The organism is Nonomuraea mangrovi, from assembly GCF_042681425.1.
GTDB lineage: Bacteria > Actinomycetota > Actinomycetes > Streptosporangiales > Streptosporangiaceae > Nonomuraea > Nonomuraea mangrovi.
Genome location: NZ_JBHUFV010000003.1, coordinates 602,013 through 617,530 on the forward strand (window position 1 = coordinate 602,013; position 15,518 = coordinate 617,530).

A 15,518-nucleotide genomic window follows, 5' to 3' on the forward strand; every position below is an offset into this window, starting at 1 on the left:
AAAAGGACAATAAGGTATCGAGGGGCCAACATGAAACGCTGGCCATTCGCGGGCCGCAGACACGAACTCGCCGACCTGGTCCGCCTCGCCCGCGACCCGACCGCGCAGGGCGTCATCATCGCCGGACCCGCAGGGGTCGGGAAGTCACGCCTGGCCGGCGAGGTCCTGACGCACTTCCACGCGGCCAAGGTGACCCTGCTGCGCGTCAGGGCGACCAAGGCGGCCAGCGCGATCCCGAACGGCGCGCTCGCCGACCTCATCCCGCGCCAGCACCCTCCGCACCTGGTCAACACGCTGCGCTGGGCGGCCGACGAACTGCTCGCCCACGCCAGGGGCAGGGTGCTGGTGCTGTCGGTCGACGACGCGCACCTGCTCGACAGCCACTCGGCCGAAGTGATCGCCTCGCTGGTCAGGGGCGGGCAGGCGCGGCTGGTGGCCACACTCCGCACGGGCGAGCCCGCGCCCGATCCGGTGACGCTGCTGTGGCGCGACGGTCACGTGCGGCGCTACGACACCGACCCGCTCAGCGACGACGACGTCACCGCCGTGCTGACCGCCGCGCTCGGCGGCCCGCCCGACGACGCCACCGTGCGCAGGCTGGGCGAGGTGACCGAGGGCAACGCGCTGTTCCTCTACGAAGTGGTGGGCGCGGCCATCGCCTCGGGCGCGCTGTCGGAGATCCACGGGATGTGGAAGCTGACCGGCGACCCGCCGCTCGCGCCCCGGCTGGTCGACCTGATCCACGAGCGGATCGGCGCGCTGTCGCCGGAGCTGAAGGACGTGCTGGAGTACACGGCGCTGGCCGAGCCGATCGGCGCCCGCATGCTGAGCGCGCTCACCAGCGAGCGGGCGTTGCTGGAGGCCGAGGAGCGCGGGCTGATCAGGGTGCGCGTCGACCGGCGGCGGGAGATCGCCCGCCTCGGCCACCCGCTCTACGGCGAGGTCGCCCGCGAACGCTGCCCCGAACTGCGCCGCCGCCGCAGGCACGCCGACCTGGTCGCCGCGCTGGAGTCGACCGGCCTGCACCGCAGGGAGGATCCGCTGCGGGTGACGGTGTGGCGGCTGGCGGGCGGGCTGGGCGCCGCGCCGGGACCGCTGCTCGACGCCTCCCGCCTGGCATGGTCGGCGCACGACTACCCGCTGGCCATCAGGCTCGGCGAGGCGGCCCTCGACGCGGGCGGCGGCACCACCGCGGCGATCCAGCTGGCCACGCTCCTCGACTACGCCCAGCAGCCCGACAGGGCCAGGGCCGTGCTCGACGCCACGCGCCGGCCGGACGACGAGCCGTCCATGGCCCGCCTCGTGCTGGCCAGGGCGAGCAACCTGGCATGGGGCATGGACCGGCTCGGCGACGCCCTCGACCTGCTCGCCGCCACCGAGAAGGACCTGACGGGGACGGCGCGGCGCCGCCAGGTGGCCGTCCAGCGCCTCGGGCTGACCGCGTCGGCCGCCCGCACAGGCGACGCGCTACGGCTCAGCGCTGACCTGCTCGCGGGGGAACTCGGGCCCGCCCAGCGCGCCCAGGTGCTCAACTCACGCGCCCTCGCCCTCTGCTACGCCGGACGCACCACCGAGGCGGCGGCGCTGGTCCGCGAGGCGCTCGACGAGTCGGCGGCCTGGCGCGACGAGATCCCCGCCCTTGTCTCTCCGCTGCACTCCACCTGGTCGATGTGCGGCTACTTCTCCGGCGACCTGGCCGTGATGGACCAGGCCATCGCCTCCATGCGCGCCGCCCTCGCGGGCCAGCGCGGCTGGTCACGCGGCGAGGGCAGCCTGGCGCTCGCCCGCGGCAACGCCGCCACCCTGCGCGGGCAGCTCGGCGCGGCCCTGCTGATCCTGCACGCGCCCGCCAACCACGAGACGGCGCTGACCGTGGGCGGCTGCATGGCCGCCTACGCCGCCGCCCAGGCGCTGCGCGGCGAGTCCGCCGCCGCCCGCGACACCCTCCAGGCGGCCACGGACCGCAACCGCGCCACGTGGACCGCGTTCATGCGCTGGGTGGCGCTCACCCGCGTGTGGATCGCCGCCGCCGGCGGCGAGAACGCGCGCGCGGTCGAGCTGGCGCTGGCGGCCGCCGCCGACTGCAGGGAGAGCGGGCTCGCCGCGTTCGAGGCGGTCGCCCTCCACGACGCGGTGCGGCTCGGCGCGCCCTCCTCCGTCGTCCGCCGGCTGGCCGAGCTGGCCGAGGTGCACGAGGGGCCGCGCGTGAAGCTGGCCGCCAGGCACGCGGCGGCGCTGGCGGAGGGAGACGCGGACGGGCTGCTGGCCGTGGCGGCGGGCTTCGACGCGCTCGGGCTGCGCCTGCACGCGGCGGAGGCGGCGGCGCAGGCCGCGGCACGGCTGCGCCGCTCCCGTGGTGAGAAGGCGGCACGCGCGGCCGCCACGGAGGCATGGTCGATGGCTGGAGCGTGCCAGGGCCCCGACACACCCGCGTTACGAGGGCTGGCAGCGCCCGACCTGACCGACAGGGAGCTCCAGGTCGCGCAGCTGACGGCGGCGGGCCTGTCGCACCGGCAGATCGCCCTGGAGCTGGGGATCGCGATGCGCACGGCCATGAACCACAGGAACCAGGCGTACTGGAAGCTGGGCGTGAACTCGCCCGCCGAACTGGCGAAGGCCCTGAACCGCTTCCGCTGACCCGCCCGCCCGGTCCCCTCCCTCGGATCGGAGGGATTTCGGCTGAACGCGTCGGTGGGGCGGGGCATCGGGTGGATTGAGGTTCGTCACATGCCGCGTCCGCGGGGGCGTTCAGTGGATTCCGGCCGACGTCCACCCACGCCACCCCGGCCGACGTTCACGGGCGGGCGTTCGGTGGACCCCGGCCGACGTCTCCCGTGAGACCCCGGCCGACGCTCACGGGCGGGTGTTCGGTGGACCCCAACCGACCACCACCCACGCCAGCCCGGGCCGACGCTCACGAGGCAGGCGTTCGACGGACCCCAACCGACCACCACCCACGCCACCCCGGCCGACGCTCACGGGGACCGGGGTCCGTGGGCTCCGCAGGATCGGGGTTGAAGCTCCGGAGATCGGCGAGCTGCGGGGGCGGAATCCTGAGAGGGCGAGATCCGGAGCGGCGGAATCCCGGAGCGGCAGGATTCCGGAGGAGTCAGGAGAAGGCGGGGATCCGCGAAGAACGGGATCGGGGAGGACAGGTCGGGAGGGGCGGGGTCAGGAGGGGCCCAGGAGGCCGCGGCGGGCTCTGGGGTTGGCGGGATCGTGGGTGAGAACGGCGCGATACTCGGTCAGCGCCTCATCGGAGCGTCCCTGCGCGACGAGCAGGTCCGCGAGGCACAGGCGGGCCCCGACGTGCAGCGGGTCGAGGGCGGTGACGCTGCGCAGCATGCCCTCCGCGCGGGCGGTCAGCTCCATCCGCAGGTAGCACACCCCCAGGTCGAACCGGCTCGGCAGGTGGTCGGGCGCCTCCATGAGGCACGCTTCGAGCAGTCTGCGCGCCTCGTCCAGCCGTCCGGCGTCCATCGCTTCGGCGGCTCGCGCGTATCGTTCCGGGCTGTCCACGCCCTCGATGATCCGTCCCGGGCGGCCGGTGCGCCTGAGTAGCGCGCTACTCAACTCGGGGACGACGTGACGGCGGCGGCCGGAGTCGCCTGGAGTGGCGTGACGGACGGGCGGTCACCGGTGACCGCGGTGGGCTTCGCCTGGCTTGCCGTACCGGAGGAAGACGGGCCGGGGTCGCGCGCTGAGAGGGCTGCGGGGCGAGCCGGTGGCTCGCCCCGGTGGTCAGCCGCGGTGGGATTCGTAGCGCATCGTGCGGGAGACGCCGATGCGGACGGTCGTCCCCGGGGCGATGGTGACGGGCTCGTTCGGCGGGATGTCGTAGAAGTTGGGGTCGCCGGGCGGCTGGATCTGGGTGCCGTTGACCGAGCCGAGGTCGACCAGGTTGACGTCCCAGCCGTCGAGCGCGACCCGCAGGTGGCGGCGGGAGACCGAGCCGTCGGGGCTGGTGACCTTGGCGGGCCTGGCGGTGCCGCCGGCGACCTCGGGCGCCCGCTCGGGGTCGCGGCCCAGCAGGTAGTCGCTGTCGAGCGGCAGCGAGGTGCCGTCGTCGAGCATCAGCACGCCGAGCGGCGGCCGCGGCCCCTTGTACGGCACGAGCGTCCGCTGCACCAGCTCGATCCCGCAGATCACGCAGTACGGCGAGCGCGGATCGTTGAAGTGGTCGTTCTTGCAGTCGACGCCGAACACCATGGGCCTGCCGTCGGCCGGCTCCTGCTCGCCCTGCGGCTCCTGCGGCGGGCCGTAGGGGGGCTGATCGTGGTGTTCGGGCGCGGCGGGCCCGCCGTGGGGAACGTCCTCGTAGGGCATCGGTCCCGGCCCCTGCGGCGGGCCCTGCGGCATGGGCGGGCCGACCGGCGGCATCGGGCCGGAGGGAGGGCCCTGCATGGGCGGGCCCGGCTGCTGCGGCTCGGGCATCGGGTGGGGTTCCTGCAGCGGCGGCGGGCCGTAGGGGGCCTGCGGTCCCGAAGGAGCGCCCATCGGGTAGGGGGCCATGGGCTGGGACGGCGGCTGGACCTGCGGCGGCTCTTCGGGCTGCGGCGGCTCCTGCCTGGGCGGCGGGGGCAGCAGGTCGGGCTCGAAGTGCAGGCCCGTCGCGGGCAGCTCGCTCGTCTCCAGCGGCTTGACCTTCGGCTTGGCGGGGGCCTCGCCCGGCCGACCGACCTCGCCGCGCAGCCCGGCGCCGAGAACGACGCCGGCGTCGAGGCGGACCGCGGGGTGGGCCTCGCCCGTGCCCGGCAGCAACAGCTCCACCCGCTGCACCGGTCCGGGGATCAGCCGGTCGGTCCAGGTGAGGGAGTCACGCCCGGACAGCCTGCTCTCGCCGTCGTCGGTGACGACCACGGCGGAGGCGGCCCCGCTGACCAGCACGGCCATGCCGCCGCCCGAGGGTCCGGCGACCGCGCACGTCACCGGGTCGCCCGACATCGTCCTGAACAACACCTGTGCGGCACGGCGGGCCAGCGCGAGACCGTCCGCCCCCGATGCCGCGCTCTCACGGAGTGCCTCGAGCAGCTCGCCGCTCGCTCCCTCAGCCGCGTCACAGACCAGCAACAAACCGCCCATGTGGGCGACCAGCCCGCTGCCCGGCAGTGGGCGCACCACCCCGAAGCCCTGCTCTGCCACAGAACTCTCCCTCCACGGAAATCGCCGGTCAACCGCCAGCCATACGCATACCCAGACGAGGAGGAACAGTATCGGCCCGAGCTGCTCGCCCCGAATCCGCAGTACGTGATCAGTTTGTCAGAACACTAGTCCTACCTGGCCGTTCAGACGAGAGGTCACACCCCGCTGAACACCTTGTTGACGTCCGCGGTGGCCAGCACGCCGTAGACCTCGCCTCCGCGTTCGACCAAGAGGTACTCGCCCGCGGGGGCGTCGCGCATGGCGTCGATCAGTGACTCACCCGTGAGGTCGGCGGGCAGCACCATGGACGGCTCGATCGTGCGGGAGAGGGATCCGACGTTCACCCACGGCCTGCGGTGTTCGGGCGTGGCCTGGACGGCCGCCTCGTTGACGATGGCCAGCGGCTTGCCGTCGTGGCCGACGATGACCATGGCGCCCGCGGAGGCCTCGGCCGCCTTGCGCAGGGCCTCCGACAGGGGGGTCTCGGCGGTGACGGGGATGGCGCGGCGGGCGAGGGCGCGGGCGTTGGCCTGCGGGAGCCTGGCGCGGACCCTGGCCACGCGCAGCGACTGGGTGGCGCCGAACCAGATGAAGCTGGCCAGCAGCACCGACCAGATGACGTAGGTGTCGAGCAGCGACTGGCCGCTCATCAGCGACATGGCGAACGCGGCGGCGACGATGGCGACGGCCAGCGCCCTGCCGACCCACGCGGCGGCGAGGGTGCCGGAGATGGCGTTGCGGGTCACCTTCCACACGCCGGCGCGCAGCATCCTGCCGCCGTCGAGCGGCAGCCCGGGCAGCAGGTTGAAGACGCCGACGATGAGGTTGGCCACCCACAGCTGCCAGGCCAGCGCGCCCGGCACGCCGCCCTGCGGGATCACGAACTCGTAGAAGAGGTAGCCGCCGCCGGCCAGGCCGAGCGACAGCAGCGGCCCCGCGAAGGCGACCATGAACTCGCGGCCGGGCGTCTGGGGTTCCTTCTCGATCTCCGAGACGCCGCCGAGGAGGTAGAGGGTGATGCGGCGCACCGGCAGGCCGTACATCCTGGCCACGACGCAGTGGGCCAGCTCGTGCAACAGCACCGACACGTACAGCAGCACGGCGAAGACGAAGGCCACCGCGTAGGCGAGCGGCTCGCTGACACCCGGCATCATCCTGAGCATGACGCGGCCGAAGCTCCAGGTGATGAACGCCGCGACGATGAACCAGGTCCATGACACGTAGACCGGGATGCCGAAGGGCCTGCCCATCCGGATGCCGGAGAACTCCTGGCGGGGACTCTCGGCGCTCACCTATCACTCCTTCGTCCAATGACTGCCTTGATGCTACTCGGCGTGCCCATTCTGTCGGCGTCTTGACCTACAGTGCGGAACATGACGTTGACCGAACCCGTGATCATCGGGGCCCTCTCCCCTTCGCGGGCGGGTGACTTCATGACCTGCCCCCTGCTGTACCGCTTCAGGGTCATCGATCAGCTTCCCGAGAAGCCATCGGCGGCGGCGGTGCGCGGCACGGTGGTCCACGCGGTGCTGGAGCGGCTGTACGACCTGCCCGCGCCGCGCCGTTCGGTGCAGGCCGCCGTGGAGCTGCTGGAGCCGCAGTGGGCCAGGCTGCTCGGCGACGATCCCGCCTACGCGGAGATGTTCGCCGACGAGGCCGAGCAGCGCGAGTGGCTGGGCCAGGCGCGTTCGATGCTGGAACGGTACTTCACGCTGGAGGATCCGACGCGGCTGGAGCCCGCCGAGCGGGAGCTGTACGTGGAGGCGGTGCTCGACAGCGGCCTGATGCTGCGCGGCTACATCGACCGGCTCGACGTGGCGCCCAGCGGCGAGGTCAGGGTGGTCGACTACAAGACGGGCAGCGCTCCAGGTCCCGACTTCGAGGCCAAGGCGCTGTTCCAGATGAAGTTCTACGCCCTGGTGCTGTGGCGGCTGCGGGGGGCGATTCCGCGGCTGCTGCAGCTGGTCTACCTGGGCGGCGGCGGCGAGGTGCTGCGTTACGCGCCCGACGAGGCCGACCTGCTGGCGACCGAGCGCAAGGTGCAGGCGCTGTGGGCGGCGATCGAGCGGGCGCTGGAGACGGGCGAGTGGCGGTCGAGGCCGTCGCGGCTGTGCGACTGGTGCGATCATCAGGCGTTGTGCCCCGAGTTCGGCGGCACTCCCCCGCCGGTGCCCGCCAGGCAGCCCGGTGACACGGTCAGGAGCAGCAGGCGGACGGCGACGGACGAGCTCTGAAGTCCTCCCAAAGGAGGAGGATTCCCGCTTTCACCTGGTCTTACATTGAAGCGGTGCGCACCGATCGAGCCTTGCTCCACGACTCGCTTCTCGCCGCGGCCCTGGCCACGGCCGCGGTGGCGCTGTTCGTCGTGAGCCGCGACGGCGGTGTGGCAGGGGCGGCGCTGCTCGCCCTCACCTACGCGCCGGTGGCCGCGCGCAGGCGCTGGCCGTTGGCGGCCCTGTGCGCGGCCCAGCTGCCGATCCTGGTGCTCGCCGGGCTCGACGGCGATCCAGGCCTGGCCGGGCTGACGGGGCTGATCCTGCTCTACTCGGTGGCCGCGCACCGGGGGCTGGCGATCGCGCTGTCCGGGCTCGCCGTGGCCGCGGTCGGCTACGTCACCTCGGTGTCGCTGTCGCCCTCGCCCCTGGCCTGGCCCGACCACGCCATGGCCGTGCTCGTCGGCATCGCGGTGTGGGGAACGGGCCGCAGCGTGCGGCTGCGGCGCGCCTACCTGGAGGAGCTGAAGGACCGCGCGACCAGACTGGAGCGGGCGAGGGAGGCCGACACCCGCGCCGCCAGGGCGGAGGAACGATCGCGCATCGCCAGGGAGCTGCACGACGTGGTCGCCCACCACGTCAGCGTGATGACCGTGCAGGCGGCCGCGGCGAGGAAGGTGCTGACCGCCAACCCTGAGGTGGCCGGTGAGGCGCTGTCGGCGATCGAGGAGACCGGCAGGCTGGCGATGAACGAGATGCGCAACATCGTCGGCGTGCTGCGCACCGACGCCGCCTCAGGACCGCCCGAGCGCGGCCCGCAGCCGGGGCTGCGGGACCTGCCCGCGCTGGTCGAGCAGATGCGCGAGGCGGGACTGTCGACCGAGCTGGAGGTCGAGGGCGAGGGCTCCGTGCCCGCGGGCGTCGACCTGGCCGCCTACCGGCTGGTCCAGGAGGGGCTGACCAACAGCCTGCGCCACGCGGGCCCAGGCGCCCACGCCAGAGTCTCCGTACGGCAGGCGCCGCGCGAGCTGAGCCTGGTCGTGGAGGACGACGGCAGGGGCCCTGGCGCACCGGCAGGCGATAGAACAGGGCACGGACTGGTAGGGATTCGCGAGAGGGTCGCCCTCTATGGTGGAATCCTCAGGATCGGTCCGCGCACGGGGGGCGGTTTCGAGGTGCGGGCGATTTTCCCGCTGAAGGACGGATGATGACGATCAGAGTGCTGCTGGTGGACGACCAGCCACTGCTGCGCACGGGGTTCCGCCTGATCCTCGAGGCCGAGCCGGACATCGCGGTGGTCGGGCAGGCAGGCGACGGCAAGGACGCCCTCGACCAGGCGAGGGCGCTGCTGCCCGACGTGGTGCTGATGGACATCAGGATGCCCGGCGTCGACGGGATCGAGGCGACGCGCAGGATCGTGCGCGACGCGGCGGCCAACGCGCACGTGCCGAAGGTGCTGGTGCTGACCACGTTCGACCTGGACGAGTACATCGTGGAGGCGCTGCGGTCGGGGGCGTCCGGGTTCCTGCTGAAGGACGTGCCGCCCGACGAGCTCGTGCAGGCGATCAGGGTGGTGGCGGCGGGCGACGCGATCGTGGCGCCGAGCGTCACCAGGCGGCTGCTCGACAGGTTCGCGGCGAAGTTGCCTTCGGCCTACCAGCAGACGACTCCCGCGCGGCTCGACCGGCTGACGGAGCGGGAGCTGGAGGTGCTCAGGCTGATCGCCAAGGGCATGTCCAACGCGGAGATCGCCGCCAAACTCGTGGTGAGCGAGACGACGGTCAAGACGCATGTGGGCAACGTGCTGACGAAGCTGGGGCTGCGCGACCGGGTCCAGGCGGTCGTCCTGGCCTACGAGACGGGTCTGACCACGCCCGGCGCCCTGTCCTGAGCTTCCCTTCGCGCACCGCGGCTTCGCGGCGCGGCTCGCGCGCCGCGTGACGGCGGCCGGCCACGTGCGCTGGAGGAGCGTCTCCCTGGAGGGACGCCCGCCCGTGACCGGGGTGGGCCTGACCGGGCTTGCCGTACCGGGTGGAGCGGGCACCGGAAAGGCGGGCGCCGGATGGAACCGCGGGCCCCGGATGGCGCGGCGACGGATGCAGCGGCGAGCACCTGATGGTGGCGCGACGGATGCAACGGCCCGGCCACGTGACCGGGGAAGGTCACGTGGCCGGAGCGGAGAGGCAGGAAGGTCAGGCCGTCACGGTCTCCGAGGCGGGGGCCACGGGGGCGTTCTCCGGGAAGTGGCAGGCGACGCGGTGGCCGCTGGCCAGCTCCTCCAGGGGAGGTTCGACCTTCTTGCAGATCTCCTGCGCCTTCCAGCAGCGCGTGTGGAAGCGGCAGGCCGGCGGCGGGTTGATCGGGCTGGGCACGTCGCCCTGCAGGCGGATCCGCTCGCGTTCGGTGCCCGCCTTGGGGTCGGGGACCGGTACGGCCGACAGCAGCGCGTTGGTGTAGGGGTGCATCGGCGAGGTGTACAGCGACTTGCGGTCGGCGATCTCGACGATCTTGCCGAGGTACATGACCGCGACCCTGTCGCTGATGTGCCGCACCACCGACAGGTCGTGCGCGATCACCACGTAGGTGAGGTCGAGCTCGTTCTGCAGGTCCTCGAGCAGGTTGACGACCTGCGCCTGGATGGAGACGTCCAGGGCGGAGACGGGCTCGTCGGCGATGATGAGCTTCGGCTTGAGCGCGAGCGTGCGGGCGATGCCGATGCGCTGGCGCTGGCCGCCGGAGAACTCGTGCGGGTAGCGGTTGTAGTGCTCGGGGTTGAGGCCGACCAGCTCCAGGATGTCCTGGACCGCCTTCTTGATGCCCTGCTCGGTCTTGATCCCCTGGATGCGGAACGGCGCGCCGACGATGGCACCGACCGTGTGGCGGGGGTTGAGCGAGGAGTAGGGGTCCTGGAAGATCATCTGCATGTCGCGGCGGAGCGGGCGCAGCCGTCCCTGCGGCATGTGGGTGATGTCCTCGCCCTCGAAGACGATCTTGCCGCCGGTGGGCTCGAGGAGCCTGGTCACCAGGCGCCCGGTCGTGGACTTGCCGCAGCCGGACTCGCCGACCAGGCCGAGGGTCTCGCCCTTGACGACCTCGAAGTCGATCCCGTCGACCGCCTTGACCGCGCCGACCTGCCGCTTCAGCAGCCCCTTGGTGATGGGGAAGTGCATGCGCAGGTCCTGCACGGACAGCAGCGTCTCGCTCATGTGGTCTCCAGCATCGGCTTGATCTCGCTCTCCCACAGCTGCCTGCGCTCCTCAGGCGCCATGTGACACCTGACGAGGTGGCCTGGGCTCGTCTTCAGCAGCTCGGGCACCTCGGTCTCCGCGCGTCCCTCGGTGCGGGCAGCGTGCGGGCAGCGCGGGTGGAAGGCGCAGCCAGGAGGGACGTTGATGAGGGAGGGGGGTGATCCCTTGATCGGCATGAGCCGTTCGGTGCGCTCCCTGTCCAGGCGCGGCATCGAGCCGAGCAGGCCCCAGGTGTAGGGGTGTTCGGGCCGGTAGAACACGGTTTCGGCGCTGCCGTACTCGACGCACTTGCCGCCGTACATCACCAGGATGTCGTCCGACAGCTCGGCCACCACGCCGAGGTCGTGAGTGATGATGATCAGCGCTGAGTTGAACTCGCGCTGCAGGTCGCGCATCAGGTCGAGGATCTGCGCCTGCACGGTGACGTCGAGCGCCGTCGTGGGCTCGTCGGCGATGAGCAGCTCGGGGTCGCACGACAGCGCCATGGCGATCATGGCGCGCTGGCGCATACCGCCGGAGAACTGGTGGGGGTAGTCGTCGACGCGGCTGGACGGCTCGGGGATTCCGACCCTTCCGAGCATGTCGATCGCGTGCTTGCGCGCGACCTTCTTGGTGACGTCGTTGTGGATCCGGTAGGCCTCGACGATCTGGTCGCCGACCGTGTAGTAGGGGTGCATGGCCGACAGCGGATCCTGGAAGATCATCGCCATCTTCTTGCCACGCAGGCCCCGCACGTGGTCGGCCGTCGTGCCGACGAGCTCCTCGCCGTCGAGCCAGATCTCGCCCGAGACGCGGGCCCTTCCGCCCTTGTGCAGGCCGAGGATGCCGAGGCTGGTCACGCTCTTGCCCGAACCCGACTCGCCGACGATGCCGAGCGTCTTGCCGCGCTCGATCGAGAACGACAGCCCGTCGACGGACTTGACCAGACCGTCGTCGGTCGGGAAGTGGATGCGCAGGTCCTTGACGTCGAGGAACGCGGTCACGAAAGCCTCACTCTCGGGTCGACCACAGCGTAGAGGAGGTCCACGACCAGATTGGCCACCACGACGAACAGGGCGGCCAGCAGCGTGACACCCATGACCGCGGGCAGGTCGTTGTTCTTGATGGCGTCCACGGAGAACTTTCCGAGGCCGTTGAGCGAGAACGTCGTCTCGGTCAGGACGGCGCCGCCCAGCAGCAGGCCGAAGTCCAGGCCGAACACGGTGACGATGGGCGTCAACGCGGCGCGCAGCCCGTGCTTGACCACGACCCTGCGCTCGACCAGGCCCTTGGCCCGTGCGGTGCGGATGTAGTCCTCGCCCATCGTCTCCAGCATGCCCGCCCTGGTGAGCCTGGCGTAGGTGGCGGCGAACAGCAGGGCCAGGGTGATCCATGGCAGCAGCAGGTTGTAGGCCCACTGCAGCGGATCGATGGTGACGTCCACCCACGCGCCGCCGGGGGCGGTCCAGCCCAGGCCGTAGCTGAAGACGGACAGGGAGATCATGCCGGTGAAGAAGATCGGCAGCGACACTCCGGCCAGGGCGATGCCCATGGCCGACCTGTCGAAGAAGCTGCCGCGCCGCAGCGCCGACAGCACACCGGTCGCCACGCCGCCGACGAGCCACAGCACGGCGGCGCCGATGCCGAGTGACAGCGTCACGCGCGAGCGGTCCATCAGGCTGGGCCAGACGGGCTGCTGGTTGATGAAGGAGTAGCCGAAGCAGGGCGCGGGGCAGTGTTCGACGCCCGCACCGGTGTCGTACTCCGTTCCCAGCACGATTCCCTTCAGGAACCGGCCGTACTGCACCGCCACGGGATCGTAGAACCCGAGCCGCTCGGCGACCAGCTTGATGGTGTCCATGCTGGCCCCGCGACCCACGTACCGGGCGGCGAACGCCTCCGGTGTCGCTCCGGCCAGGCGCGGCACCAAGAAGAAGATCCCGAAGGTGACGATGCTCACGATGAGCAGCATCGCCACAGCGCCGATCACGCGCCTGATGATGTATGTGACCACAGTGCCCGGCTCCGGTCCCCGGCCGGTTGTGCCGGCCGGGGACCTGCTGCCTTCACCCGCCTATCTAGGTGTGGTTCGTTCTACTGCTGGACGCCGAGACCGACGTAGTCGTACATCTGCTGAGAGTCGCTGATGAAGACGTTCGTCAGGTTCTTGCCGCGCATGTACAGGGCCTTGCCGTACACGCTGGGCATGACGACGGCCTGGTCGATGACCATCTGGTCGATCTGCGACCACATGTCGGCGCGCTTGGCGGCGTCCGGCTCGGCCTTGATCTGGTCGATCAACTTGTCGATCTCGGGGATCTTGACCGACAGGTTGTAGTTACCGGCGTCGCGGATGTCCCGGCTGTCCATGATGGCCTGCATGAAGCCGTAGGTGTCGGGGTAGTCGGAGCCCCAGCCGTTGATGGCCAGGCCGATCTTGTTCTCCTTGACGTAGGACGGCTTGCCCGCGTACAGGGCGAAGTAGTCGTCCTGCGGGTACGGCTTGAGCGTGAGCTTGATGCCGACCCGGGCGAGCGACTGCTGCAGCGACTCGGCCGCGGCCTTCTCCTTGGTCCGCTCGGTGCGGTAGGAGATGTTGGTCTCGAAGCCGTTCGGCTGGCCGCACTTGGCGAGCGCCGCCTTGGCCTTCTCCACGTCACCCTTGTCTTCGGGCGACTTGTAGAGGTCGATCTCCTTGTGACCGGGGAGGGTCTTCGGGATCATCGCCGTCGCCGTGATGCCGCCGGTCTCGCCGCCGTAGGCGCGGAAGAGGCTGCTGCGGTCCGCGGCGAAGGCGATGGCCCTGCGGCACTCGACGTTGTCCAGCGGCGCGACGTCGGGAATGATCGAGGTGTACCAGGTGCGCTGCTGGATCGGGTTGTCGGTACGGGCCTTGAGCGCCGGGTCCGGCAGGACCTTCGGCAGGGCCGCGTTGCCGATGCCCAGGCCGTCGACGGCGATCTGGACGTCGCCCGAGATCAGCCGGTTGTCGAGGTCGTCGGCGTTGACGCCGGTCTGCACCTCGATGCGGTCGGGCAGGGCCGGACGGTTCGGGTCGGTGGCCGGGTCCCACTGGTCGTTGCGGACCAGGGTGAAGCCCTTGCCGATCTCGTTCTTCTCGAACTTGTAGGGGCCCGTCGAGATGACGTGCTCCTGGTACTTGGTGCCGGTGTCCTTGTCCTTGGGAACGGGCATGGTCATCGGCATCTGCATGATGTAGTCGAACAGACCGAACGGCTCCTTCAGGTGGAACACGATCGTCTGGTCGTCGGGCGTCTCGACGGCCGAGGAGAAGTCGCCGTCCTTCGACTTGTAGGCGCCCTTGTAGCCCTTCGGCCAGTCGAGCAGCGCGTTGAGGTAGGTCGGCCCGTTCGGGTGGATCTCCTTGTCGAACTGGCGGGCCACCGAGTACGCGATGTCCTTGGACGTGACCGGGGTGCCGTCCTCGAACTTGACACCCGTGCGGATCTTGTAGGTCCACGTCTTGGCGTCGTCGCTGGACTTGCCGAGGCTCTCTGCCAGGTCGGGCACGAGGGTGTTGCCGTCGGGGCCGGGCGCGGACTTGAACATCAGCAGCGCGCGGCCGTACAGGCGGGCGAAGTTCAGCGAGTAGCCGTAGTAGGTGTTGCCGGGGTCGAGGCTGTCCCAGTCGGCCGAGTTGGCCATCTTGAGAGTGCCGCCCTTCTTGTCAGAAGGGTTGAAGATCTTGCCGATCGCGGCGTCGGCCGCTTCCGCGGCTCCCGACGCGCCCGAGGTCGCGGCGGCGGTCTGGCCCTGACCCGGCGTCTGGGTCGGCGTGCCGGCACAGGCCGCCAGAGCCATGGCGAGCGTGAGCCCGGCCGCGGCAGTCGTCAGTGCTTTTCTTCTCATCAAGGTGTCGCACCCCTTTGGGTTGGAAGCAGGGTTAAGGGAGTCCGAGAGGGGTCAGCGGCTGCCACGCGGGTCGAGCGCGTCTCGCAGGCCGTCGCCGAACAGGTTGAACGCAAGCACTGTGATGAAGATCGCCAGACCGGGGAAGATCATGAAGTGCGGGATCGTGTAGAACCTGGCCGCATCGGAGAGCATGCCGCCCCAGGTCGGGGTCGGCGGGCGCACACCCACTCCGAGGAACGACAGTGCCGCCTCGAACAGGATGTTCGAGGGGATCAGCAGGGTCGCGTAGATCAGGATCGGCGCGATCAGGTTGGGCAGCAGCTCGCGGAAGATGATGTAAGGCCCGCGGGCCCCCAGGCTCTTGGCGGCGTCGACGAACTCGCGTTCACGCAGCGACAGGGTCTGGCCCCGGATGATGCGGCCCAGGTACGGCCAGTTGAAGAAGCCGATGATGAAGATCAGCAGGGTGACGCGGAGCGTGTCACCGGACAGCCCGAACGCCTGGTCGGGCACCACGCCGGCCAGCGCGAGCGCGAAGACCAGGAGCGGGAAGGCGAGGAAGACGTCCATCGCCCTGCCGATCAGGGTGTCGATCCAGCCGCCGAAGAAGCCCGCGATGACGCCGAGCGTCGTGCCGATGATCACCGACAGCAGCGTGGCGAGGAAGGCGATCAGCAGCGAGATCCGCGCACCGTAGACGACCCTGCTGAAGATGTCCCGGCCGTTGACCGGCTCGACACCGAACAGGTACTCGCCGCTCACCCCGCCGAAGGCGCCCTTCGGCGCGAGCGTGCCGCTGTCGACGAGGTCCTCGTGGTACTGCAGCGGGTCGTGTCCGAGCCATCCCACGATCAGTGGCGCGAACACGGCCACCAGCATGAGAAAGATGATCACGATGGCGCCCGCCATCGCGACACGGTCGCGCTTGAGTCGCCGCCAGGCGATCTGGCCGAGCGAACGGCCCTCGATGGCCTTGGCGTCAGCTCCTGCCACCACCGCTTCGGGAACTGCCGAGCTGGCCGACTCCGGCACGTCGAGCGGTGCGGTCATGCGCCCTCCTCTG

12 protein-coding genes are annotated in these 15,518 nt (G+C 70.9%); 4 read left to right on the plus strand and 8 right to left on the minus strand.

The genetic code is table 11. The features are described 5' to 3' along the window. Positions 1 to 30: 30 nt before the first annotated feature. Positions 31 to 2,637, plus strand: a complete 2,607-nt coding sequence (locus ACFSKW_RS03000; protein ID WP_379568816.1) for an AAA family ATPase — start codon at positions 31 to 33, stop codon at positions 2,635 to 2,637. Between the two features lie 534 nt (positions 2,638 to 3,171). Here the strand turns inward: ACFSKW_RS03000 and ACFSKW_RS03005 are convergent. The 3 genes from ACFSKW_RS03005 to ACFSKW_RS03015 all read right to left on the minus strand — a co-directional run bounded on the left by ACFSKW_RS03005 (position 3,172) and on the right by ACFSKW_RS03015 (position 6,392). Further along, positions 3,172 to 3,519: a tetratricopeptide repeat protein gene (locus tag ACFSKW_RS03005; protein ID WP_379568818.1), complete on the minus strand. Its 348-nt coding sequence runs from the start codon at positions 3,517 to 3,519 to the stop codon at positions 3,172 to 3,174. A gap of 222 nt (positions 3,520 to 3,741) precedes the next feature. Next, complete coding sequence (locus ACFSKW_RS03010; protein ID WP_379568820.1) at positions 3,742 to 5,142, minus strand: FHA domain-containing protein; 1,401 nt, start codon at positions 5,140 to 5,142, stop codon at positions 3,742 to 3,744. Positions 5,143 to 5,297: 155 nt separating this feature from the next. Further along, positions 5,298 to 6,392 carry a site-2 protease family protein gene (locus ACFSKW_RS03015; protein WP_379569189.1) on the minus strand — a complete coding sequence of 365 codons (1,095 nt, stop codon included), beginning with the start codon at positions 6,390 to 6,392 and terminating at the stop codon, positions 5,298 to 5,300. Positions 6,393 to 6,515: 123 nt separating this feature from the next. Between ACFSKW_RS03015 and ACFSKW_RS03020 the strand changes: the two genes are divergently transcribed. Genes ACFSKW_RS03020 through ACFSKW_RS03030 form a run of 3 tightly spaced genes read left to right on the plus strand, consistent with a single transcriptional unit; the run spans position 6,516 to position 9,246 of the window. Then, entirely contained in the window at positions 6,516 to 7,376 is an 861-nt protein-coding gene (locus tag ACFSKW_RS03020; protein ID WP_379568822.1) for a RecB family exonuclease, read from the plus strand. A 53-nt stretch (positions 7,377 to 7,429) separates the two neighbouring features. Beyond that, the gene (locus ACFSKW_RS03025; protein ID WP_379568824.1) at positions 7,430 to 8,563 is read left to right on the plus strand and encodes a sensor histidine kinase; all 1,134 of its coding nucleotides are present in this window, start codon (positions 7,430 to 7,432) and stop codon (positions 8,561 to 8,563) included. Beyond that, complete coding sequence (locus ACFSKW_RS03030) at positions 8,563 to 9,246, plus strand: response regulator (protein WP_379568826.1); 684 nt, start codon at positions 8,563 to 8,565, stop codon at positions 9,244 to 9,246. The genes ACFSKW_RS03025 and ACFSKW_RS03030 overlap by 1 nt, the downstream gene beginning before the upstream one ends. Before the next feature lie 301 nt (positions 9,247 to 9,547). Here ACFSKW_RS03030 and ACFSKW_RS03035 read toward each other — a convergent pair whose 3' ends face one another. The 5 genes from ACFSKW_RS03035 to ACFSKW_RS03055 all read right to left on the minus strand — a co-directional run bounded on the left by ACFSKW_RS03035 (position 9,548) and on the right by ACFSKW_RS03055 (position 15,505). Further along, positions 9,548 to 10,561, minus strand: coding sequence for an ABC transporter ATP-binding protein (locus ACFSKW_RS03035; protein WP_379568828.1), 1,014 nt, complete (start codon positions 10,559 to 10,561; stop codon positions 9,548 to 9,550). Further along, entirely contained in the window at positions 10,558 to 11,586 is a 1,029-nt protein-coding gene (locus ACFSKW_RS03040; RefSeq protein WP_379568830.1) for an ABC transporter ATP-binding protein, read from the minus strand. Before ACFSKW_RS03040 ends, ACFSKW_RS03035 begins: the two co-directional genes overlap by 4 nt. Further along, complete coding sequence (locus ACFSKW_RS03045; protein ID WP_379568832.1) at positions 11,583 to 12,596, minus strand: ABC transporter permease; 1,014 nt, start codon at positions 12,594 to 12,596, stop codon at positions 11,583 to 11,585. Before ACFSKW_RS03045 ends, ACFSKW_RS03040 begins: the two co-directional genes overlap by 4 nt. 80 nt (positions 12,597 to 12,676) lie before the next feature. After that, entirely contained in the window at positions 12,677 to 14,452 is a 1,776-nt protein-coding gene (locus ACFSKW_RS03050; protein ID WP_379568834.1) for an ABC transporter substrate-binding protein, read from the minus strand. Between the two features lie 54 nt (positions 14,453 to 14,506). Next, positions 14,507 to 15,505 (minus strand): ABC transporter permease, encoded by a 999-nt coding sequence (locus ACFSKW_RS03055; protein ID WP_379568836.1) that lies wholly within the window; start codon positions 15,503 to 15,505, stop codon positions 14,507 to 14,509. Between the last annotated feature and the right edge of the window lie 13 nt (positions 15,506 to 15,518).